Origin of the sequence: Hymenobacter gummosus (genome assembly GCF_003970915.1) — a bacterium.
In the GTDB taxonomy this organism is placed as follows: Bacteria; Bacteroidota; Bacteroidia; order Cytophagales; family Hymenobacteraceae; genus Solirubrum; species Solirubrum gummosum.
Genome location: NZ_RXOF01000012.1, coordinates 119,671 through 139,537 on the forward strand (window position 1 = coordinate 119,671; position 19,867 = coordinate 139,537).

The following is a 19,867-nucleotide window of genomic DNA, read 5'->3' on the forward strand; positions in this document are numbered from 1 at the left end:
GCGTCCGCCCGAACGACGGTCGTTGAACGACTACCGGGCTGAGAGGTAGATTACTATCTGGTGGACGCGGGCTTAAGCCCGCGCTACCTCACCGGTTGGTTATTTCCACGTAGGCGTTGCCGGTGACGGGCCGGCCGTGCTGGGTGCCGGTCACGCGGCACATGCCTTCCCAGTAGTTGAGGTTGGGCAGGGCCTTGAACAGGTTGAGACTCAGCTCCTGGTGGGGCACCAGCGGCTCCACGGTAAGGTCGTAGCCTTTGGTGGGCACCTGCACGCGCCAGCGGGCGGGGTAGCGGCGGCCGGTCGTGGGGCTTTGCCAGTAGTCGAGCGGTTCGAGCTGGAAGTCCTGCTGGGCCAGGTGCAGGTTTTCGCCCTGGGGGCCAAACAGGGAGCCGCCGCTGATGAGCTGCTGGGTTTTCTTGTTGTGCACGGCGTAGAGCATCAAATCGTCGCGCGTGCCGTCGAGCTGGATGCTAAGCCAGTCCCAGGCAATGTGCCGCTTGTTGACGCTGCCGCAGTTCCACTGCCGGTCGTACCACAGCTCGCCCGCTACTTGGCGAGGCTGCCCGTCGAGGGTGAGCGTGCCGGTGGTGCTGAGGCGCGGGTAGCTGTAGTAGCCGGCCCGGGCCAGGTCGCCATACTGCTCGTAGCCGGTGCCGCCGTGCAGCAGGGCGGGCTTGGCGGGCGTGGTCGTCAGCCGGAAGCCGGTACCGGGGTGGGCGGGCAGCTGGGCCGAAATCTGGTAGCGGCCCTCCTGCCCGTCGAGCATCCACACTTGGTCGTCTTTGGGCAGGCGCAGCCGGATGGGCAAGGAGTCGGGCAGGATGCGGCGCTGGGGCTGCAGGGCGTAGTCGTAGTGGAAACGTTGGCGCTTGGGGTCCGTCACGGCCACGTTTACCATCAGGTAGTCGCGCTTGCCCGAGGGGTTAAAGTGGAAAAACACGTACTCAATGCCGTACTGCTCGCCGGATTGCTGGTCGCGCAGGTGGCCGGTGAAGTACCACCATTCCACCGAGTTGCGCGGGTGCACGGCTTCCTCCAGCGGGAGCTGGGCGCGTTCCGCCACTTTATCGTGCTTGGCGGTAGGACGGAGCAGGCAGCCGGTAAGTAGAAATAAGGCCGTAGCGGCCGAAAGCAGCTTATTCATCGGGAAGAACAAGCCCCGGACCGGCGGAAAAGTTTCGGGGCGTACGGGCGGCCAAGCCCGGCGCAACCTGCCCCGTATAGCTGCGCCGGGACCGGGCGCCTGCTTGTTACCGGCCGCCGAAAAGTCGCTGCCAGAAGCTGCGCCGCGGTACCGCCGCCGGTGGCGTAGCAGCGGCCGCCGCGGCACTGGCCGCCGCCCGGCGGCTACGCCTATCGGTGGCCGCCAGCAGCGGGGCGTGTTGGGCCACGGCCGAGTCGCGGGCCAGCACGATGCGCAGCAGCGAATCGGCGGGCTGCTGCCCGAACACGATGGGCTGGGCCTGCAGGCGGAACGCGGGCGCCGTGATTTGCAGGGTGTCGGCGGGAAAATCGGCCAGCTGCTCGGCGCTGAGCGTGAAGCTGAAGTAGCCCTGCTCGTCGCTCTGGGTGCCCAGCGTCAGGTGCTTGAGCCAGAGGGCGGCGTAGGGCAGGGGCTCGGCGGTGTAGGCATCGAGTACCCGGCCGCGCAGGCGCCAGAAGGCGGTGTCGGTGGGGGCAGGTGCTGGGGCCGAAACGGGGTGACCAGGGCTGGTGGCTTGGGCAACGGGGGCCGCCGGAGTGGCCAGCAGGAAGGCGCCGGCCAGACTCAGCCGGCCGGCCGTCAACCAGCGCGAGGCGCGAAAAATCGGGTAACGATGGGGCATAAAAGGGGAAAGGGCGCGCAAGGTACGCCGCCGGCTGCTGGTTGGTTGGCCTTTTTGCCGCGGCAGGGGGCTTTGCCCCGGCGCAAGTAGGACTCTAGCGGCGCCGCCGGGCTTTGCGCGGCGGGGCGGCGGGGGCGGGCGGGGCGTCGGCAGGGGCACGCACCACGATACCTGCCGTGACGGTAATACCCGAGCCGGGCCCGAGCGGCCGCCGGGTAATCTGCACCTCGACGGGCGCGGTAGCGGCGGCGGGCAGTTCCAGCAGCTGCGCGTGGCGCCAGTACCCCAGGCCCTGGACGAGCAGGGTATCGGTGGGCTGCTGGGCCAGCTGCTGCGCCGATACCGTCAGCTCGTAGTAGCCGTGCTCATTGCTCAGGGCACCGATGCCCAGCTGCACGAGGCCCAGCGAGGCAAACGGCACCGGCTCCTGACTGGCCGCGTCGATAATGCGGCCCCGTAGCGTGAGGCTGCCCGGCGCCGTTGGCCGCGGCTTGGGCGCCCGGCCGGCCGCCCGCGCGGGGTGAGGCTGCGCGCCGGGCAGATCCGGCGCTGCCTGGCCGCGCGCCGTGAAAGTGGCCAACGTGCTGACCACGAGAGTGGCGGCGGCCGTCAGCCAGGTGCGCCAGCGCGGGGCGGGCGGAGCCGCGCCGAGCAGCGGCCGGTCGAGCTGGTGCGCGGCGAAGCGGCCGCAGGCGGTGGCCGGGGCCCGCTCAAAAAAAGCTACTACCTCGGCGTCGGTCAGCTGGCTGAAATCAACCACCGTGTGTCCGCAGGACTGGCAGTGCCGGCCACCAGCTGCCGGCTGCATCTGGGCCCAGCTTTGGGTGCAGGGCTGGGGGATGCTGAGGGTGAGAGAAGGGCGCGGCATGGCTGTAGACGGAGTGGACTTGGACGAACAAACAATAATACTACCGGCTGGCTACGGGAAAACCAAGCCTCAAACACCGCTCAGAACCGCCGGGGCGGCTCCTGCACCTTGACCTTGCCCTTGAGGTGGCCCCGGCCGGGCACCGATTGCAGCCGCACCGTCAGGGCCGCTGGGGCGGCGCCCGGGGGCAGCGGCACGGTGAGCCGCTGCGGCACGAAAGAGAAATAGCCAGCCCGCACTTCCAGCTGCACCCGGCCGCTGCGCACTTCCGGCCGGCTGAGCGGAATGGGCAGCTCGAAGCGTCCCTGCTCATCGGCCACGGCACCGTAGACCGTGCCCGCCACGAACACCCAGGCCCCGGCCACCGGCACGTTGAGCGAATCATCCAGTACCTGCCCGCGGACCAGCACGCTGGGCTGGCCTGCTTCGGCCGGCCGCGCCTGCGTGGGGGCGGGGCCAGCGGGTGGGGTAGTTGCGTCGTGGGGCGGTGCCGGGGCGGCGGCGGCGCGCAGGCCCAGCACGGCGAGCAGCACGGCCAGCCAACGGGGCCGGCGGGAGCGGGCTGGAACGGGCGGCGGGCCGGTTGATACGAGGGCGCACACGCTGCCCCGGCCGGGCGTAGCGAGGTAAGCCAGGATGTCGGCTTCGCTCAGGCGGCTGAAGTCGATAACCGGCGTCTGGCAGGCGGCACAGTGCCAGCCGGCGGCCGTGGGCGTCAGCTGCTCGGCGCCGACGTGGCAAGGGTGGGGGATGCTGATACTGGGGTGCATAGTGTTGGTTGATAGTTAATGGCGAAACCAACTGCCGGCCCTCAGCCACAGCCGACGCGCTACTCCCGACCAGTGCCGGGCAGTGAGTTGGTAGTGGGTGCCAGACAAGGTTGGCGCCCCCATCCGCGGCGGGCGGCCACTGCCGGACGGGCCCGGGCGTTGCGGGGCGGCAAGTAAGACAACGACCTGACGCACTTGCGGGTGACTGGCCGCTAGCTCCCAGGCCCGGCCCTGGGCGTCGAGCGGGGCAGGCGGCCGCAACTCAAACCAGCCGTGCTTATCAGTCAGCACCGCAACGTTGGCCGCAGTCAGCCTAACCGTGGCGCCGGCTACCGGCTTCTGGCCAGGCCCGCCGACAACCTGGCCCACGAGCAGCGGCGGCAACTGCACCGGCGGCCCGGCTACCCCGCTCGGTATGCCCATCCGAACGGTGGGCGGCGACTGCACTGTCGGTGGGGGCGACTGGGCCAGGACCAGGGGCGTGCGCCAGGCCCAAAGCGCAGCTATTGCCGCCAGCCAGCTGCGCCAGCGCGGGGCTAGTGCAGGCGGGGGCAGCAGCGGCCGGTCGAGCTGCTCGGGGCGGAAACGGCCGCAGGTGCCGCGGCTGGCCGGCTGCGCAAACCAGGCCAGCAGCTCCGCGTCGGTTTTCTGGGTGAAGTCGACGACGGTTTTGGCGCAGGCGGCGCAGTGGTGGCCCTGGACCGTGGGCGTCATCTGCGCCCAGTTTTCGGCGCAGGGCTGGCTGACGGTAATGGCAAGGTGGGCACGGGGCATGGCGGCGGATGAAGGTTGCCCCTGATAGATGCGCCGGCGCGCCCGGTTCCACACCGCGGCTAGTCAGCGAGTGGCTTGGGCGGCGTGAATTTGACCGTGCTGAGCTTGGGCGGCGGGGGCGGTGGAGCCGTGGGGGCTAGAATGGTTTCGCCCGGCTGCAACTCAAACTCACCTAGGATATCGGGGTGCAAGCGCAGGCGCACGACCAGATTGCGGCCGGGATGAACCAGCCGGGGAACGTACTGCTGCTCCGCGGTGGGCGGCTGAGCTACCAGCAGCAGCGAATCGGCCAGGGCGGCGGGCAGCACCAGCTCGAAGGAGCCATCGGGCTGGGTGCGGGTGTGCACGGCGGTATCGGCCCGGCTGCTGACGAAGGCCCCGGCCAGCGGCGCGCCATCCTCACTGAGCACCCGGCCGCGAATGGCTGTGGTGGCCGTAGCGGCGGGCAGCTCCAATTCGCCCATGAGGTGCTCGGACGGGGGGGGCGGGGCCGATTCGCAGCCGCTCAGGGCCACGGCCGCGGCGGCCAGCCAGGTAGCCCAGCTGCGCGGGACAGGGGGCGCGGCCAGCTGCCCGGGCCCGAACCGCCCGCAAGTGCGCCCGTGGCGGCTGAGCCAAGCCAGCACTTCCGCCTCGCTCATCCGGGTAAAGTCGACCACCACTTTCTCGCAGGTGGCGCAGTAACGGCCCCCTGCTGCGGGCGTCATCTGCTCCCAGTTGGCGGGGCAGGGCTGCGGAATGGAAAGACGGGCGGACATGGTCGGTAGAAGTAGTTGGTTGAGAAAGATAACGCCCTAGCAGGTCCGCTTATTCTGCCCGCCGTCTAGCGCCGCGCATCCACCGCGGTATCCGCCGCTGTCCGGCGCTGCCGGCGGGCCTGCCGACGCAGGGCGGCCGCCCGCTCCGGGCCCAGGATATCCTCGGCCGTGCATTCGGCGGAACGCAACTGGAAGCCGGCCGCCGCCAGGTGCACCTGAATGGGGCCGGGCGCGAACAGGGCCACGGCTTCCCGGTGCAGCCCGGCCGGCCCGTCGATCAGCAGCTCGTCGTGGGTGAGGCGCCGGGCCCGGCGCATCGGCACGGCCAGCAGGAAGTTGCCCGTCGAATCGGTGGTGACGGCCAGGCGGAGGCGGCGGAAGCGCACCGTCAGCCCGGGCAGGGGGCGGCCCCGCTCGTCCCGGACGCGGCCCCAGCGGTAGAGCGTATCGGGGGCGCTGATGCTCGGCGGCAGGCGGCGCGCCGATGCGGGTGGGCCGGCCAGCAGCAGCACCAGCCACAGGGCGGGAGGGAGGATGAAGTAAGGCACGCGACGAGGGGAGAATGAGCCAGCGGCCGGAGTGGGGCCGCTGCCTTGATGATGCCGCCACACCCGCCTTTCCACACGCGGCGGGGCCGCGGTTTGACCGCCCCGGCGCATTATTTTCTATCTTTTGGGCCTCCAAAATTTATTCTCCCCCGCTTTGCCTCCCTCTACGCTTCCTCCCTCGCGCTCCGCCGGCTTGTTCCGGCGCAAGGCGCTGTCTGATTTGCTGGCCAACCCGCCCGCCGACGAAGACCTGCACGGCTCCCACCCCGGCGAGCATGGCCTGGCCCGGCACCTGACCGTGCGCGACCTGACCGCGCTGGGCATTGCCGCCGTTATCGGGGCGGGCATTTTCAGCACCATCGGCACGGCCTCCCACGACGGCGGCCCGGCCGTGTCGCTGCTGTTCGTCTTCACCGCCATTGCCTGCGCCTTCTCGGCCTTGTGCTACGCGCAGTTTGCGGCCACCATTCCGGTGTCGGGCTCGGCCTACACCTACGCCTACGCCTCCTTCGGGGAGCTGGCCGCCTGGATTATCGGCTGGGCCTTGATTATGGAGTACGCCGTGGGCAACATCGTGGTAGCCATCAGCTGGTCGTCGTACTTCACCGGGCTGCTGCACGGCGTCGGTATCCATTTGCCCGGCTGGCTCACCATGGGCTGGCAGAAGGCCCACAGCGGCTACGAGGCCGTACTGGCGCTGATGCAGGCCGGCAAGCCCCTGGCCGACGCCTCGCCCGACCAGATGAAAGCCTACACCACCTGGGCCCAGGCCCCGACGCTGTTTGGCGACTGGAAACTGGTGGTCGACCTGCCCGCATTTTTGATTACGGCCGTGATTACCAGTCTGGTGTACATCGGCATCAAGGAATCGAAGACGGCCTCCAACCTGCTGGTGCTGCTGAAGCTGCTGGTGGTGGCGGTGGTCATCCTGGTGGGCGCCTTCTACGTGCAGCCGGCCAACTGGAGCCCCTTCGCCCCGAACGGGCTGAGCGGCGTGCTCAAGGGCGTGTCGGCCGTGTTCTTCGCTTACATCGGCTTCGACGCCATCAGCACCACGGCCGAGGAGTGCAAAAACCCGCAGCGGGATTTGCCGCGGGCCATGATTTACGCGCTGATTATCTGCACCATCCTCTACGTCATCATCACCCTGGTGCTGACGGGTATGGTGAACTACAAGGAGCTGGCCGTGGGCGACCCGCTGGCCTACGTGTTCAACAAAGTGGGCGTGACCTGGCTGGGCGGTATCGTGGCCGTGTCGGCGGTGTTTGCCATGGCCTCGGTGCTGCTGGTATTCCAGCTGGGCCAGCCGCGCATCTGGATGACCATGAGCCGGGACGGGCTGCTGCCGCCGGTGTTTGCCCGCATCCACCCCAAATTCCACACGCCCTCGTTCTCGACCATCGTCACGGGCCTGTTCGTGGGCGTGCCGGCCTTGTTCATGAACATGGACTTCGTGGTCGACCTGACCAGCATCGGCACCCTGTTCGCCTTTGCCCTGGTGTGCGGCGGCATCCTCATTATCGACCCCTACGGCAAAAGCAACGCCCGCTTCAAGGTGCCCTACGTCAACGGCCGCTTCCTGGTGCCGCTGATTCTGGTGCTGGGCGCGGTGCTGGTGCTGACGCAGGCGCCCGAGGCCGTGCGCGAGTTCGGGCAGAACCTGGCCTTTGCCAACGGCTCGGAAGGCTTCCAGTCGCAGATTCCCATGCTGGTGTTCCTGCTGGCCTGCGTGCTGCTGGCGGTGGTGTCGTTTACCAAGCGCCTGTCCCTGCTGCCGGTGCTGGGCTTGCTCATCAACCTCTACCTGATGGCCCAGCTGCACGTGACCAACTGGATCTGGTTTACGGGCTGGCTGATTATCGGCCTGGCCATTTACTTCAACTACGGCTTCAAGCACTCCAAGCTGAACAAGGTGGCCGCGGCGCGCTAAAACATATGCCACGGCGCTTGCCCGCTTCGGGTACCGAAACGTAGGCCCGCATTGTCGCGCGGGCCTTGCCGGATTGAAGGTCAGCGGTGCTGACGCCACGGATTTGAAAAGCCCCGCTGCCTACCAGCAGCGGGGCTTATTGTTTCGGCAGCTCAGCCGCAGGTTATCTTTGGTATTCATGTCTGCCCCGCTCCGCCCTACACCGCCTGCTTCCTTTGCTGACCCCGCCGCCCTGCGGGCCCGGCTGGCGGCGGCGCGGCAGGAGCTGCTGGACCTGAGCCTGCGCAATCCGCTGCTGAACTTCCGTCCCTCGCGGGTGCGGGGCGTGACGGTGGTGGGGGAGAAGTCGGCCGCGGTGCTGCAGCTGCTCACCCAGCGGCTGCGCGCCCTGAGCTTCGCCCCGCTGCCCCCGGCGCCCGGCGCCGCCCCGGTAGGCTGGAAAGCCGCCCCGACGGAGCCCGTGAGCCTGGCCGAGCAAGCGGCCGCCCGGCGCCACGGCCGCCCGCTGCCCGAGTCGGCGGAGCCCGGCCCCGACACCGTGCCGGTGGACATCAACGGCGTGAGCGTGCCGGTAGACCCGCTCGACGGGCGGCTGCAGACGGCCGAGCCGGCCGCCGCGCTGGAACGCCGCCTGCTCAACACCTACTACACGGCCCGCACCAGCCTGGAAGAGCAAGGCGTGGGCATTCTGTACCTGGCCCTGGGCCGGCTGCGCTGGTACGAGACGAGCAGCAGCCCCGAGCCGCGCTACGCCCCGCTACTGCTGCTGCCGGTGGGGCTGGAGCGCAACGGCGCGGCCGAGCGGTTTCGGCTGCGCTGGACGGGCGGCGAGGTGGAAGCCAACCTCAGCCTGCAAGCCCGGCTGCTGGCCGATTTCGGCCTCAACCTGCCCCTGCCCGCCGAGCCCGACGACGACCCCACGGCCTACTACGCCGCCGTGCAGCAGGCCGTGGCCGGGCAGCCGCGCTGGCTCATCGAGCCCGACCACATCGAGCTGGGCTTTTTCTCCTTCACCAAGCTGCGCCTCTACCACGACCTGAACCCGGCGGCCTGGCCCGCCGACGCCCTGCTAACGCACCCCGCCATTCAGGCCCTGCTTGGCCCCGAAGCCGGCTTCCAGGACCCCGCGCCCAGCCTCGACGACTCCACGTTCCTGGACGCGGAGCCCGCCGCCCACCAGCTGCACCAGGTCCTCGACGCCGATTCCTCGCAGCTGCTGGCTTTGCTGGCCGTGCGCGAGGGGCGCAACCTGGTTATCCAGGGCCCGCCCGGCACGGGCAAGTCGCAAACCATTACCAACCTGCTGGCCGAGGCCATCGGGGCGGGCAAGCGGGTGCTGTTCGTGGCCGAGAAGATGGCCGCCCTGGACGTGGTGAAGCGCCGCCTCGACGCGCTGGGCCTGGGCGCCGCCTGTCTGGAGCTGCACTCGCACAAGGCCAACAAGAAAGCCCTGCTCGAAGAGCTCCGAACCACCCTGAGCCTGGGCCGCCCGGCCCCCGCGCCCACTGACGAGCAGGTAGCCCAGCTGCCGCGCTACCGCCAGCAGCTCAACGACTACGCCCTGGCCGTGAATGCCCCGCTGGGCCGCAGCCGCCGCACCGCCCAGCAGGTAGCCGGCGAGCTGCTGCAACTGCGGGAGCAACTCGGCCCGGTGGAGCTGCCGCGTATTCCCTTCGCCCAGCTGGCCGAGTGGACCGACGCCGAGGCGGCCCGCGCCGAGGACGTGGCCGCCCGCCTGCAGGCCACGCTGCGCAAAATCGGTCTGCCCCGGGAGCTGCTGTTCTGGGGCAGTGAGCTGACGGTACTCTTGCCCGCCGAGCAAAACGCGCTGGCCCTGCATCTGCGCGAAGCCGCCGCGGCCGTAGCCGCCCTGCAGGCTGCCGCTGCCGCCCTGGCCGCCCCGCTGCGCCAGCCCCCACCCCCTGACCGCCAGGCCGCCGAAGCCCTGCTGCCCGCCGCCCGCCATTTGCAGCTGGCTCCCAGCCTGGTAGGCGTCGATGTGGCGGGTGGAGCGTGGAGCGTCCAAGCTGCTCAGCTACAAGAGGTGCTGGCGGCCGGCCCGGAATACAACCGCCTGCACGCCGAGTACGACGCTGTGTTGCTGCCCGAAGCCTGGGCCGAGCCGCTGGGCCCCGAGCGCGCCGCCCTGCTGAGCTACGGCACGAAGTGGTGGCGCTTTTTGAGCGGCGACTACCGCCGGGCCCGCCGCCGCCTGCAAAGTCTCTGGCGCGCCCCCCTGCCCGACGACAACGCCCCGCTCGTAGCCGCCCTCGATGCCGTGCAGGAGGCCGCCCGTCACGCCCAGACCGTGCAGCAAGCCGGAGCCTGGGCGGCCGCATTGTTCGGCCCCGCCTGGCAGGGCCTGCGCTCCGACTGGCCCGCCCTGCGCCGCGTGGCCGACTACCTCACGCTCACCCACCAGCGCATTGCCCACCACCAGCTGCCAGCCTCCCTGCTGACCGTGCTGGCCGAAGCCGCCAGTGGTACTACCGCTCCCAGTCGCAGCACCACTATCGTTGCGGACGTTGAGCCGGCCGCCCAGTCGCTGCCTGCCAAGCTCCTCACCCTCGAAGCCGCCCTGGCCCGCCACCGCGCGGCCCTGGAGTCTGTGGTCGAAGCGCTGCAGCTGAACGAAACCCGCCGCTTCGGGCCCGAGGGGCGCCTACAGCTGCAGCCTTTTGCCCGGCAGCTCAGCGCCCTGGAAGCCTGGGCGGCCAACCTGCCCGCCCTGCACCCGGCCGTGGAGTGGGGCAACGCGGCCGCCGCGGCCCAGGCCGAAGGGCTGCCCGAGCTGCTGCTGCTGGCCGAAAGCTGGCCCGAGGCGGCCCGCCACCTGACCGCCGCCACCCGGCAGACCTGGCTGGAATACCTGCAGCGCCTGGCTTTCGAGCAGCACCCGGCCCTGCGGCAGTTTGAGCGCGCCGCCCACGAGGAAACCCTGGCCCGCTTCCGCGCTGCCGACCAGGCCGCGCTGCTACATCACCGCATCCGGGCCCTGCGCCAGCACCACGAACAGCTGCCCCACCTGCAGGCCGCCGGGCAGATGCTGGTGCTACGCCACGAGCTGGCCAAGAAAACCCGCCACCTCGCCCCGCGCCGCCTCATGGAGCAGGCCGGCCGGGCGGTGCAGGCCATCAAGCCGGTGCTGATGATGTCGCCCCTGTCGGTGGCCAGCTTCCTGCCGCCCGGCGCGGTGGAGTTCGACCTGGTGGTGTTCGACGAAGCCTCGCAGGTCAAGCCCGTCGATGCCCTCGGTGCCATTGCCCGCGGCCGGCAGCTGGTGGTAGTCGGCGACTCCAAGCAGCTGCCGCCCAGCTCCTTCTTCGACGCGCTGACCGGCGGCGGGGAGCAGGACGAGCCCGACGAGGAAAACGTGACGGCCGACATTCCGAGCATCCTGGAGCTGTGCAAGGCCCGGCAGATGCCCGAGCGTATGCTGCGCTGGCACTACCGCTCCCGCCACCACGCCCTCATTGCCCCGTCGAACCACCTGTACTACCACGACCAGCTCGTCGTCTTCCCCAGCCCCGGCCGCCCGGTCGGCGCCGGGCCGCTCGGGCTGGCCTATCACCACCTGCCCGACGCTTACTACGAGCGGGGCAGCACCCGCACCAACCCGCTCGAAGCCCGGGCCGTGGCCGAAGCCGTGCTGCAGCACGCCCGCGCCACGCCCCGGCTCACCTTGGGAGTGGTGGCGTTCAGCATGGCCCAGCGCCAGGCCATCGAGGATGCGCTGGAGCCGCTGCGCCGCCAGCACCCCGACACCGAGGCTTTCTTCGCCCGCCACGCCCACGAGCCGTTTTTCGTCAAGAACCTGGAAAACGTGCAGGGCGATGAGCGCGACGTGATTCTGATCAGCATCGGCTACGGCCGCACCCGCGAAGGCCGCCTGAGCATGAGCTTCGGCCCGCTCAACGGAGCCGGCGGGGAGCGGCGCCTCAACGTGCTGATTTCCCGCGCCCGGCAGCGCTGCGAGGTATTTACCAACCTCACGGCCGACGACCTCGACCTCAGCCGCAGCCGCGCCCAGGGCGTGGCCGACCTCAAGATCTTCCTTTACTTCGCCCAGCACGGCCGCCTGCGCCCCGATGAGCCCGCCGGCCCCAACCTGCCCGACGGCCCCTTCGAAGACGCCGTGTACCGCGCCCTCTCGGCGCGCGGCTATGAGCTGCACCCGCGGCTGGGCTCCCAGGGCTTCCACCTCGATCTGGCCGTCGTCGACCCCGCGCAGTCGGGCCGCTACCTGCTGGGCATCGTCTGCGACGGGGCCATGTACCAGGCGGCCCGCTCGGCCCGCGACCGGGACCGGCTGCGCCAGCAGCAGCTCGAAGCCGTGGGCTGGCGCCTGCACCGCATCTGGAGCGTCGACTGGCTGCGCGACCCGGCTGCCGCCACCGAGCGGGCCGTGCAGGCCATTGAGCAGGCCCGGCGACCCACGCCTGAGCCGCCCGCCGAAGAGCCCGGGCCGGCAGTGGCGGCATCGGCTGTGGTGGTCGACGTCGAGCGGGAAGCAGCCGCGGCCCCGGCGGCCTCCCGGGCCGAGCCCTACCAGCTGGCCCAGCTGCCCGCCGCCGTGGCCCACCGCGAATTGCACCAACATTCCCTGGGCCAGCTGGCCAACTGGCTGGCGCAGGTGGTGCGCATCGAAAGCCCCATCCACGTGGACGAGGCCACTCGCCGTCTGGCCCAGGCCAGCGGGGCCACGCAGGTGGGCGCCCGCATGCGCAAAACTGGCCGCGCCGCCGCCCAACTGGCCGCCAACCTGCGCCATCTGCGCCAGCAGGGCGACTTTCTCTGGGAAAACACCATGCAGCAGCCACCCCTGCGCGACCGGAGCCAGCTGCCCGCCATTTCGCGCAAGCTGGCCCTGGTGGCCCCCGAGGAGCTGGCCCGCGCCCTGCGCACCGTGGTGGCCGACAGTTTCGCCCTGCCCCGCGAAGCGGCCTACCTGGCCACCGTGCGCCTGCTCGGCTTCAGCCGCCTCTCCGACGACATGCGCCAGCAGCTCGACGAAATATTGGCCGGCCTGCTGGCGGGCGAAGAGCTGGCAGAAGCCGCCGGCTTGCTGCGGCCGGTTCTCGGCGGTTAGAGCCAGTGCGGGACGCGGATTTGATTTCTCGCAGAGGTTCGCAGAGGATTGCGCGGAGGTGCGCTGAGCTGTTCTGCACGACCTCTGCGGACCTCTCCGCGGACCTCTGCGAGACATGGCGTCTGCTGCCGCGCGCAGGTCGGTCATTATTGCTTTATTGAGGCATACTTTCTCGACTTATCCCCTGCATGACCAATCCCGTTACCCCCGCGCCCTTGCCGCCCGGCGAAACCCTGCTCGTCACTCTGCGCCTGGCCGGCTCCATTCCCGCGCGGGCGGGCCGTGAGCTGCAGCAGCAGCGCATAGCGGCCCAGGAAGCGGCCCGCGCGGCGCCTGCGGCCGACGACGCCCCGGACGCCCACCGTCGGGCCGAGAAGCGCTTCTTTGCCGACTTCGACGCCCTGCTCGACGCGGGCCTGACGGGCGGCCGCTACCTGGAAAAGGAGAAGATTGCCGAAGCCGTGGCCGGGGAGCTGTTGCTGCTGGAGGAACAGGGCCTGCGCGTGCCCGGCTTCGTGCTGACGTTTAACCACCTGCACTGCGTGCTGCACCAGCCGGCGGGCCGGGGCCTCTCGCTCTACAAGGCCGTGGAGCTGCTGCACCAGCGCACCGCCGGCCAGGCCCGCCGCATCCTGCGCGGGCAGCTGCCCCGGGAGGCCGACTTCTGGCAGCCCGGCTTCCACGAGCTGCCCGTGCTCGACGCGGCCGAGCTGCTGCGCCTGCAACAGTACCTGCTGGCCCACCCGCAGCGCCTGAAGCTGCCCCCGCGCTACCACGAGTGGCCCTACTGCTACCGCGCCCTGCTGCCGGGCTGACCCCGGGGGGCCGCGCGCCGTCCGGTGCTTCGGCCGCTCGAAACTCGGTAGCCCAGTAGTGAGCCGGCCGGGCGGCGCTGGCTCAGGGCTATGCAAAAGCGGCAGCCGCCGGGTCGGGCCAGGTCTGATTCGGCGGCGCCGCCAAACTGCGCCCCGCCCGCCGGCCGTATGTGCCGGCAATGAAGTGCGCCTGCGTCTATTTGTTGGTTGGCCTGAGCCTGCTGCTGAGCCGCCCCGCCCGGGCCCAGCAGGCCGCGGCCGATTCCGTCGGCCCCGACCGGCTGGCCGCCTACACCTTCGCCAACGACGCCTACTTCCGCACCGACTACTACTTCACCCAGGGCATGACGGGCTTGGTGGTGCACCCGGCCCTGCACCGCCTGCCCGGCGCCCGGCTGCTGCGCCTGCGCCCGGCCGCCGCGGGCAGCTGGTACGGCCTGCGCGTGGTCTACGACGGCTTCACCCCGCTGCGCATTCAGGACGCCTTTATCCGCCGCGGCGACCGGCCCTACGCCGCCTACCTCTACGCCGAGTACCTGCGCCACGCCAGCCTCAGCGCCCACCGCCGGCTGACCACCAGCCTGAGCCTGGGCGTCATCGGGCCGGCGGCCGGGGCCAAAGGCTTCCAGACCAAGCTGCACGAGCTGCTCGGCGCGCCCACGCCCCGGGGCTGGGACTACCAGATCCGCAACGACCTGGTGCTGGGCTACGCCGGGCGCCTGGAGCAGCGGCTCGGGGGCCTGGGCCGCTGGGCCGAGCTGCTGGGCGGCGGCACGGCCGCCCTTGGCACCCTGCGCACCTACGCCGCGGCCGATGCCCGCCTGCGCCTGGGCCTGTTCAATCCTTACCTCTCCGACCTCGGCGTGCGCCGCGCTTCGAATTCAGCTGGCTACCGTCGGTTGCAGCTCTTCGCCGAAGGGCAGATTGAAGGCCGCCTCATCGGCTACGACGCCACCCTGCAGGGCGGCCTGCTGCGCCGCGACAACCCCTACGAGCTGCCGGCCGGCGCTATTCGCCGCGGCGTGCTGCGCAGCACGGCCACGCTGGCGCTGGGCTACGCGGGCCTGCGTCTGAGCTTATCGACCGTGCAGACTTCGCCCGAGTTTCGGGGTGCCCGGCGGCACCGCTGGGCGCAGCTGGCCGTGCTGGTGGCGTTCTAGCCCGCAAGGACTTACCTACCTTGGCCGGAATGAAAGCCCTGCTATTTGTTATTGGTCTGCTTCTGACCAGCCTGGCGGCCCCGGCGCAGGACGGCGGCGTGACTTTCCGCGTCGATGAGCAGCTGAACCTCTGGCTGCCCGAGCAGCCCCAGGAACTGAACGTGGCCCAAACACTGAAAGACCGGAACTCGGCCAGTAAGAACGAGCCGATGGCCCAGGTCACGCGGGCGTTTCGGCTGGAGGATGGGGTGGCTACCTACATCATCATCCGCATTCCGCTAGCCGAGCCGCCCCCGTTGCCGGCTTCGTTTGCCGAGCGCAAAGCCTACTACACTGATCGGACTATCCCGCTGCTGATGACCCAGGCCAAAGGCGAGGTGCTGACGCAATCCGTGGAGCAACTAGCCGGCGCCGACGTCATTACCCTCAAGTTCCAGGCCCTCAATGCCGCTGGTCAGCCCAGCGTCAAGTACCTGCGTACCTTCACCCTGGGCCGCATCGTGTACCAGCTCTACTTCGTGCCCCGGGACGGCCGGGGCGACGACAGCCAGCAGCTGCGCAACTGGTTCTTCAGCTTCAAGCGGCCCACTCCGGTCGCCAAGCCCTGAGCCTGCCCGGTCCCGTTTGGTTCGGCACTGCTATCTGGGCCCGAATTGCTAAGAGCAGCTTGGCTTACTGGCCCGAAGCCTGAAAGGCAGCCGGACCGCTTTCCAATTGCTGAGGTCAACCACCGGAGGACCGTTGAATTCGGGCTCGTTGTTCGTGGGACAATCAGCTACCACCGAAGGTTAGCGGAGCTAACATCCGCGCCAATCCGGGGGGTTACTTCGCCCGGTTGATGATGAACACGCTCAGCAGGATGATGCCCATGCCCAGCAGGTGCCAGCCGTTGATAACCTCGCCGTCGAGCCGGCCCCAGATCAGGGCCATGATGGGCACCAGGTAGGTGTTGGAGGAGGCAAACAGGGCCGTCGACTGCTGGATGAGCTTATTGAACAGCACCATGGCCACGGCCGTGCTCAGCGTGGCCAGCAGGGCAATGTAGCCGAAGGCCGTCCAGGCCCCGGGCACGTGCTGCAGCTTGTAGAGGAAATCGGTGCCGAGCAGCAGGTACAGCGCCGCCGGCCCGCCGATGAGCATGAGCAGCAGGCCCGTTACGGCCACCGATGGAATGCCGTGGAAGTGGTGCTTGATGATGTTGATGCTCACCCCGTAGCCCAGCGTGGCCAGCACGATGTACAGCCCGTACCAGGCGTTGCCCTGCCCGGTGGGGGTGGCCTCGCCGCCGCTGCCGCCCAGCCCCATCAGCACCACGGTGCCCAGGAGCCCGGCCGCAATGCCGACGGCCCGCAGCCAGGTAATGCGCTGCCCGAACAGCAGCGCGCCCACCAGCAGGGTAAAAGCCACGGTCAGCGCGTTGAGCACCCCGGCCAGGCCCGAGGCCAGCTTGGTTTCGGCGTAGGCGAAAAGGAAGGCCGGAATCAGCGTGCCGACGACCCCGCTCAGCAGCAGCCACTTAAAGCGGCTGCGCTCCACCCGTCGCACGTGCTGCAGCGCGAAGGGCAGCAGCAGCAGGGCGGCCACCGTCACGCGGGTGGCGCCCAGCTCCACGGCCGAAAACACCAGCAACCCCTTCTTCATCAGGATAAACGAGGTGCCCCAGATGGCGGCCAGCACCACCAGCAGCACCCAGGCCATCAGCGTGGTGGGCTGGTGCGGGGGCGGGCCGGCCACGGTGGGGGAGGCGGGGGCAGCAGTAAGGGCGGGGGCGGGAGTAGAGGAGGACATGCGGCGCAAAGGTCGGAAGAACCGCCCGGCCGGTTGCGGACCGGTCCGCTGATTTAGACCGGGCCGGTTTGGGGGCGCGGGGCCTTAGCGGTAGTAGGTGTAGCGCCACACGTCGCGCCACACTAGGTCCTGAGCTTCGTTGAGCGGCCCGGTGCCGGGGTGTTTATACCGGCTAATTTCCTCCTGCAACCCGCGCTGGTTGTAGCGGTATATGTGGTGCTCCTGGGCAAAGTCGCGGGCCAAGCGCAGGGTGTCCACGGTGCGCCGCAGGGCCTGCAGCCAGTTGCTGACAGCCGGCAAGTGGGCCGAATACTGCACTGACCCAGCAGGCAACCCGTCGGGGCGGTAGCGCATAAGGAGGATTTTCTGCCACTGTCCGCCGTTCTCGGTTTCAATGCGCTGCACGAGCCGGCCGGCGGCGTCGTACTGCTGTACCCACAGGTCGCCGAGCTGGGGCTGGCCCTGGCGGTAGTAGTAGCTCACCTGCCGGATTACTTGGCCCCGGTCGTTGTAATAAGTCGAGTCGGTTCGTTTGGGGTAAATCAGTTCTTGGTACTCCACGGTGGCAATGCGGCGTCCGGCGTAGTCGTAGCTGGCCCGCCAGCGCGTTGGAAACGACAGCCGCCCGTACAGCATATTCGCCCCGTTGTAAACGCCCTCCACGGCATTGCCGCGCAAGTCGTAGTGCGTGGTTTCCTTGAAATCCCAGCGTTCGGGCTGCCCGTACAGCCCGGTTTCGTGCACGTAGCGCTGGATGACCTTGTCGTGCCAGCCGTACAGCCAGTGCTCCACCGATTCCAGCTCCCCATCGATGTGGTGCTCGGTGGCCTCAGTGCGGCCCTGCGCATCCTTCACGTACACCTCTTCGCGGCGCGGCCCCCTGGTTTCGTAATCGGGGTCATCGGCGTGCGGGTCGTCGGCGCTCAGCCACCGGCCGGTGCGGGAGTAGCGGGTAGTCGTTTGCTCGGCCAACTGCTGCGGGTGTTCCTCGTCGGCACTCCAAAATTCCGTGACCGTCCGGATGCGGTGCCGTTGCATAAACGTGGAGTCCTGGTGCAGCCGGCTCTGCCAATACTCCACCTGCGACCAAGCCAACGGGGCTGCCCCGAGCCCCATGCCCAGCAGCAGCCCCGTGAAAAGAATGCGGCGCCTCATAGCCGAACCAGTCCTAGCTTACGCGTACACCGCCTCGCTCTGCGCAATGGTGGCCAGGATGGCCCGCACCTCGTCGGGCGTGCCGGCTTCCACCAGCTGGGTGCGCCACTGCTTGGCGCCCACCAGCCCCTTGAAGTAGTGCGCGTAGTGCCGGCGCATCTCGAAAATGCCCAGCTTCGGCCCCTTCCACTCGATGCTCTTCTCGAAGTGCATCACGCAGGCCTGCACCCGCTCCTCCAGGGTGGGCGGGGCCAGCTTCTCGCCCGTAGCCACGAAGTGCTTGATTTCGCGGAAAATCCAGGGGTAGCCGATGGCGGCCCGGCCAATCATGATGCCGTCGACGCCGTAGCGGTTCTTGTACTCCACGGCCTTTTCGGGCGAATCAATGTCGCCGTTGCCGAAAATCGGGATGCGGATGCGCGGGTTGTTCTTGATGGCCGCAATCAGCCGCCAGTCGGCGTCGCCCTTGTACATCTGCACCCGGGTGCGGCCGTGCACCGTCAGGGCCTCGATGCCGATGTCCTGCAGGCGCTCGGCCACTTCCTCCACGTTCTTAGTCGACTCGTCCCAGCCCAGGCGGGTTTTCACCGTCACGGGCAGGTGGGTGGCCTTCACCACGGCCTCGGTCATGGCCACCATCTTCGGAATGTCGCGCAGCAGGGCCGCGCCGGCACCCTTGCAGGCCACCTGCTTCACCGGGCAGCCGTAGTTGATGTCGATGAGGTCGGGGCCGGCCACGGTGCTGATGCGGGCGCACTCGCCCATCGTGTCCACGTCGGAGCCGAACAGCTGAATGCCGATGGGCCGCTCGTAGTCGAACACGTCCAGCTTCTGCCGGCTCTTGGCCGCCGCCCGGATCAGCCCCTCCGACGACACGAACTCGGTGTACATCAAATCTGCCCCGCCCTGCTTGCACACGGCGCGGAAGGGCGGGTCCGACACGTCCTCCATCGGGGCGAGCAGCAAGGGGAAATCGGGCAGGGCAATGTTGCGGATGTGAACCATAGGAAGGGCGCCTGGCGGGCCCCCGGCGGCAAAGGCGGGCAAATGCCCCGGCCACCGGACGCGCCTCGTTAGCGTATTTTGCGCAAATTTACGAGAGTATTATGGTCTTGGGGGCTAAGGCGCTTGGGAGATTGGGGCCGGTAGGCCGCCGATTTCCGATGACCCGTATACCTGGCTTGTGGTCGGGCCGTCGTCAGCCGCCGCCGCCCCGCCGCCCCGCCAGCTCAGCCCCAACCCGCCCCGCCCGCCTCTGGTTCCAGACAAATGCCCATGCCCCCCAGCCCCGCCGCCCCCAAGACCCCAAGACCCCAAGCTCCCACCCCCCCCCTGCACCCCGCCCTGGCGCTGATGCTCCTGGTTTTGCTGGTGGTCGGCGGCATGTGCCTGGGCTTATTCATTGCCATGGCCGGCGTGGGCGTGCTCTACGGCACCGGGGTGCTCATGCAGGTCACCGACGTTATGGCCCGGCCCCAGAATCATCCCGAGGGCTGGGGCGTACTCATGCTCATGCAGGGCATTCCGCTGCTGCTGGGCTTCGGCGGCGGCGCCTGGGCCCTGCTCACCTTCACCAGCCTGCGCCGGGATGCCGCCTCTCGCCTGGCCTGGCGGCCCTTCTCGGCCACCTGGCTGCTGGCCGCCATCGGGCTGATTATCATCAGTGTGCCGGCCATGTCCATCCTCATTGCCTGGAACGCCGGCCTGCACCTGCCGCCCTTTCTCTACAGCTGGGAAAAAGCCGCCCGCCTCTACGAAGACCAGGCCCAGACGCTCACTACCTTCCTCACCCGCTTCAGCTCTTTCGAGCGGTTTCTGGTGGCCGTGGTGGTGGTGGCCATCATTCCGGCCATTGCCGAGGAGCTGACGTTCCGCGGCGTGGTGCTGCGCCAGCTCAGCCGCTGGACGAACTCCGTGCACTGGGGCGTGTGGCTGTCGGCCGCGGTGTTCAGCGCCATTCACGTGCAGTTCTTCGGCTTCTTTCCGCGCATGATTCTGGGCGTCATGCTCGGCTACCTGTTCGTGTGGAGCGGCAACATTGCCGTGTCGATGGCCGCCCACTTCGCCCAGAACTTCGCCCAGCTGCTGCTACTCTACCTGCAGCAGCGCGGCACCATTCAGTTCGATGCCGACGCCAACGAGGCGCTGCCCTGGCCCCTTGCTCTGGTGTCGTTGCTGCTCACCGCCGGCCTGCTCTACTGGCTCTATCAGCGCCGCGCCGAACTGGCCGCCCCGCCCGTGGCCGAGGCCCATACCCTCACCAGCCACGGCGTGGAAGTGCGTCGCCCGGCCCCGCCCGTAGCCGGCCACACCCTCACCAGCCACGGCATCGATAGTGCCGAGCCGCCCCGGGCCTAGTCCGTTACTTATATGCCTGGTACTC

Annotated in this window: 16 protein-coding genes; 6 read left to right on the top strand and 10 right to left on the bottom strand. The window is 69.2% G+C overall.

Features of this window, described 5'->3' with window-relative positions; translation table 11 throughout:
• Positions 1-88 precede the first annotated feature (88 nt).
• From EJV47_RS19180 to EJV47_RS19210, 7 genes are all read right to left on the bottom strand, one after another.
• Positions 89-1,147 carry a lipocalin family protein gene (locus tag EJV47_RS19180; protein WP_126694791.1) on the bottom strand — a complete coding sequence of 353 codons (1,059 nt, stop codon included), beginning with the start codon at positions 1,145-1,147 and terminating at the stop codon, positions 89-91.
• 106 nt (positions 1,148-1,253) lie between these two features.
• Positions 1,254-1,829 carry a carboxypeptidase-like regulatory domain-containing protein gene (locus EJV47_RS19185; protein WP_126694792.1) on the bottom strand — a complete coding sequence of 192 codons (576 nt, stop codon included), beginning with the start codon at positions 1,827-1,829 and terminating at the stop codon, positions 1,254-1,256.
• A 94-nt stretch (positions 1,830-1,923) separates the two neighbouring features.
• Positions 1,924-2,697 (bottom strand): peptidase associated/transthyretin-like domain-containing protein, encoded by a 774-nt coding sequence (locus tag EJV47_RS19190; RefSeq protein ID WP_126694793.1) that lies wholly within the window; start codon positions 2,695-2,697, stop codon positions 1,924-1,926.
• Between the two features lie 80 nt (positions 2,698-2,777).
• Positions 2,778-3,467 (bottom strand): peptidase associated/transthyretin-like domain-containing protein, encoded by a 690-nt coding sequence (locus EJV47_RS19195; RefSeq protein WP_126694794.1) that lies wholly within the window; start codon positions 3,465-3,467, stop codon positions 2,778-2,780.
• Positions 3,468-3,482: 15 nt separating this feature from the next.
• On the bottom strand, positions 3,483-4,241 hold the full coding sequence (locus EJV47_RS19200) for a peptidase associated/transthyretin-like domain-containing protein (protein ID WP_126694795.1): 759 nt from the start codon (positions 4,239-4,241) through the stop codon (positions 3,483-3,485).
• A 59-nt stretch (positions 4,242-4,300) separates the two neighbouring features.
• Positions 4,301-4,999 (bottom strand): carboxypeptidase-like regulatory domain-containing protein, encoded by a 699-nt coding sequence (locus EJV47_RS19205; protein ID WP_126694796.1) that lies wholly within the window; start codon positions 4,997-4,999, stop codon positions 4,301-4,303.
• Between the two features lie 65 nt (positions 5,000-5,064).
• Positions 5,065-5,547, bottom strand: a complete 483-nt coding sequence (locus tag EJV47_RS19210) for a carboxypeptidase-like regulatory domain-containing protein (RefSeq protein WP_126694797.1) — start codon at positions 5,545-5,547, stop codon at positions 5,065-5,067.
• 154 nt (positions 5,548-5,701) lie between these two features.
• On the opposite strand from EJV47_RS19210, the gene EJV47_RS19215 reads away from it, so the two are divergent.
• The 5 genes from EJV47_RS19215 to EJV47_RS19235 all read left to right on the top strand — a co-directional run bounded on the left by EJV47_RS19215 (position 5,702) and on the right by EJV47_RS19235 (position 15,149).
• On the top strand, positions 5,702-7,477 hold the full coding sequence (locus EJV47_RS19215; RefSeq protein WP_424321761.1) for an amino acid permease: 1,776 nt from the start codon (positions 5,702-5,704) through the stop codon (positions 7,475-7,477).
• A 178-nt stretch (positions 7,478-7,655) separates the two neighbouring features.
• The gene (locus EJV47_RS19220; RefSeq protein WP_126694798.1) at positions 7,656-12,566 is read left to right on the top strand and encodes a DUF3320 domain-containing protein; all 4,911 of its coding nucleotides are present in this window, start codon (positions 7,656-7,658) and stop codon (positions 12,564-12,566) included.
• Positions 12,567-12,754: 188 nt separating this feature from the next.
• Positions 12,755-13,381: a hypothetical protein gene (locus EJV47_RS19225; protein WP_126694799.1), complete on the top strand. Its 627-nt coding sequence runs from the start codon at positions 12,755-12,757 to the stop codon at positions 13,379-13,381.
• A gap of 179 nt (positions 13,382-13,560) precedes the next feature.
• On the top strand, positions 13,561-14,541 hold the full coding sequence (locus tag EJV47_RS19230) for a lipid A deacylase LpxR family protein (RefSeq protein WP_126694800.1): 981 nt from the start codon (positions 13,561-13,563) through the stop codon (positions 14,539-14,541).
• Positions 14,542-14,570: 29 nt separating this feature from the next.
• A complete protein-coding gene (locus EJV47_RS19235; RefSeq protein ID WP_126694801.1) occupies positions 14,571-15,149 on the top strand; it encodes a hypothetical protein in 579 nt (192 codons plus the stop codon).
• 214 nt (positions 15,150-15,363) lie between these two features.
• On the opposite strand, the gene EJV47_RS19240 is transcribed toward EJV47_RS19235, so the two are convergent.
• From EJV47_RS19240 to dusB, 3 genes are all read right to left on the bottom strand, one after another.
• Entirely contained in the window at positions 15,364-16,329 is a 966-nt protein-coding gene (locus tag EJV47_RS19240) for a DMT family transporter (RefSeq protein ID WP_243651226.1), read from the bottom strand.
• An 84-nt stretch (positions 16,330-16,413) separates the two neighbouring features.
• The gene (locus EJV47_RS19245; protein WP_126694802.1) at positions 16,414-17,484 is read right to left on the bottom strand and encodes a hypothetical protein; all 1,071 of its coding nucleotides are present in this window, start codon (positions 17,482-17,484) and stop codon (positions 16,414-16,416) included.
• Between the two features lie 18 nt (positions 17,485-17,502).
• Positions 17,503-18,489 carry a tRNA dihydrouridine synthase DusB gene (gene dusB / locus EJV47_RS19250; protein ID WP_126694803.1) on the bottom strand — a complete coding sequence of 329 codons (987 nt, stop codon included), beginning with the start codon at positions 18,487-18,489 and terminating at the stop codon, positions 17,503-17,505.
• 348 nt (positions 18,490-18,837) lie between these two features.
• On the opposite strand from dusB, the gene EJV47_RS19255 reads away from it, so the two are divergent.
• A complete protein-coding gene (locus tag EJV47_RS19255) occupies positions 18,838-19,842 on the top strand; it encodes a CPBP family intramembrane glutamic endopeptidase (protein WP_165903831.1) in 1,005 nt (334 codons plus the stop codon).
• Positions 19,843-19,867 lie beyond the last annotated feature (25 nt).

Excerpts from the sequence above, each read along its gene's own strand:
- EJV47_RS19235 (WP_126694801.1), top strand. The coding sequence starts at position 14,571 with ATGAAAGCCCTGCTATTTGTTATTGGTCTGCTTCTGACCAGCCTGGCG.
- EJV47_RS19230 (WP_126694800.1), top strand. The coding sequence starts at position 13,561 with ATGAAGTGCGCCTGCGTCTATTTGTTGGTTGGCCTGAGCCTGCTGCTG.
- EJV47_RS19245 (WP_126694802.1), bottom strand. The coding sequence starts at position 17,484 with ATGAGGCGCCGCATTCTTTTCACGGGGCTGCTGCTGGGCATGGGGCTC.
- EJV47_RS19205 (WP_126694796.1), bottom strand. The coding sequence starts at position 4,999 with ATGTCCGCCCGTCTTTCCATTCCGCAGCCCTGCCCCGCCAACTGGGAG.
- EJV47_RS19225 (WP_126694799.1), top strand. The coding sequence starts at position 12,755 with ATGACCAATCCCGTTACCCCCGCGCCCTTGCCGCCCGGCGAAACCCTG.
- EJV47_RS19240 (WP_243651226.1), bottom strand. The coding sequence starts at position 16,329 with ATGTCCTCCTCTACTCCCGCCCCCGCCCTTACTGCTGCCCCCGCCTCC.
- EJV47_RS19255 (WP_165903831.1), top strand. The coding sequence starts at position 18,838 with ATGCTCCTGGTTTTGCTGGTGGTCGGCGGCATGTGCCTGGGCTTATTC.
- EJV47_RS19190 (WP_126694793.1), bottom strand. The coding sequence starts at position 2,697 with ATGCCGCGCCCTTCTCTCACCCTCAGCATCCCCCAGCCCTGCACCCAA.
- EJV47_RS19180 (WP_126694791.1), bottom strand. The coding sequence starts at position 1,147 with ATGAATAAGCTGCTTTCGGCCGCTACGGCCTTATTTCTACTTACCGGC.
- dusB (WP_126694803.1), bottom strand. The coding sequence starts at position 18,489 with ATGGTTCACATCCGCAACATTGCCCTGCCCGATTTCCCCTTGCTGCTC.
- EJV47_RS19195 (WP_126694794.1), bottom strand. The coding sequence starts at position 3,467 with ATGCACCCCAGTATCAGCATCCCCCACCCTTGCCACGTCGGCGCCGAG.
- EJV47_RS19185 (WP_126694792.1), bottom strand. The coding sequence starts at position 1,829 with ATGCCCCATCGTTACCCGATTTTTCGCGCCTCGCGCTGGTTGACGGCC.
- EJV47_RS19220 (WP_126694798.1), top strand. The coding sequence starts at position 7,656 with ATGTCTGCCCCGCTCCGCCCTACACCGCCTGCTTCCTTTGCTGACCCC.
- EJV47_RS19200 (WP_126694795.1), bottom strand. The coding sequence starts at position 4,241 with ATGCCCCGTGCCCACCTTGCCATTACCGTCAGCCAGCCCTGCGCCGAA.